We start from the raw sequence: 982 nt of genomic DNA, 5'->3' as shown, positions 1-982 counted from the left end.
GCCCGATCTGACTCGGCATGCGGGCGCGTTGAAACCGCTGATGATCAATGCCCGTCCGGCACCGCTGCGGCCGACACCTGCAGTTCCGCTGGAGATTCGTACGGCGGATGCGCGGGTGCTGACGGTGCCCAATCCGGCGGCCATTGCACGTAACAAGTCACACGGCACGACCCGAATGGAGCGGCATGAGCCTCGCGACGATGCGTCGGCTCAGGCGAAGAACCCTAACGGTGACAGCACCGATTGCGCGCCGTTGACCTGCACCAACGGGTGTCCGGTGTCGATGGTCACTGGCGAAGAGCTGCTGACGCTGACTGACGGTGTGCTGGATGGGCTGCTGCCCTTCGAATTCAGCCGGTTGTATCGCACCAGTGCGGCGGAAATCGATGTCGGGTTGGGTTTTGGCTGGAGTCATTCGCTGGCGCATCGACTGGAGGTTGATGGCGCTTCGGTGGTCTGGGTTGACCATGAGAACCGGCGCACGCGGTTTCCGTTGCCGAGTGGCGAGCGGCCGGCGATTCACAACAGTCTGTCGCGGGCGGCGATCTTTCTTGGGGGTGAGCCGGAGGAACTGATCGTTGCGCTGGCGGGGGATCCGGCGCGGTTTTATCACTTTCGGGCTGGGCGTCTGGCGGTTGTCAGCGATGCGTACGGCAATCGGCTGCGTATTACGCGTGATCGTCTGGATCGCGTTGAGCGCCTCGATAACGGGGCCGGTCGTTCGTTGTTGCTGCGCTACGAGCGGGCGCATCTGGTCGCGGTCGATTATCAGGTTTTTTGTGAGTCCGCCTGGCGTACCGAGCAGACGCTGGTCAGCTACCGCTTTGATGCCCGTCATCGGTTGATCGAAGCGACCAACGCCGTCGGCGAAAGCGAGCGCTACGACTACGACGATGCCCACGTCATCCTGCAACGGCAGTTAACGGGCGGCGCGAGCTTCTTCTGGGAGTGGGAGCGTGCTGGCAAGTCGGCCCGCTGCGTA

The 982-nt window shown here is 63.1% G+C and carries 1 protein-coding gene; it reads left to right on the top strand.

The genetic code is table 11. The annotated features are described in order from the left end of the window. Nucleotides 1-982, top strand: a 982-nt coding sequence (locus M5B44_RS28770; protein ID WP_248741304.1) for a DUF6531 domain-containing protein, incomplete at both ends; no start/stop codon positions are given.

Origin of the sequence: Pseudomonas sp. MWU12-2029 (genome assembly GCF_023242425.1) — a bacterium.
Lineage (GTDB): Bacteria > Pseudomonadota > Gammaproteobacteria > Pseudomonadales > Pseudomonadaceae > Aquipseudomonas > Aquipseudomonas kribbensis.
Note: the sequence above shows the minus strand (reverse complement) of the source record. Positions and strands in the feature narration are given on the sequence as shown.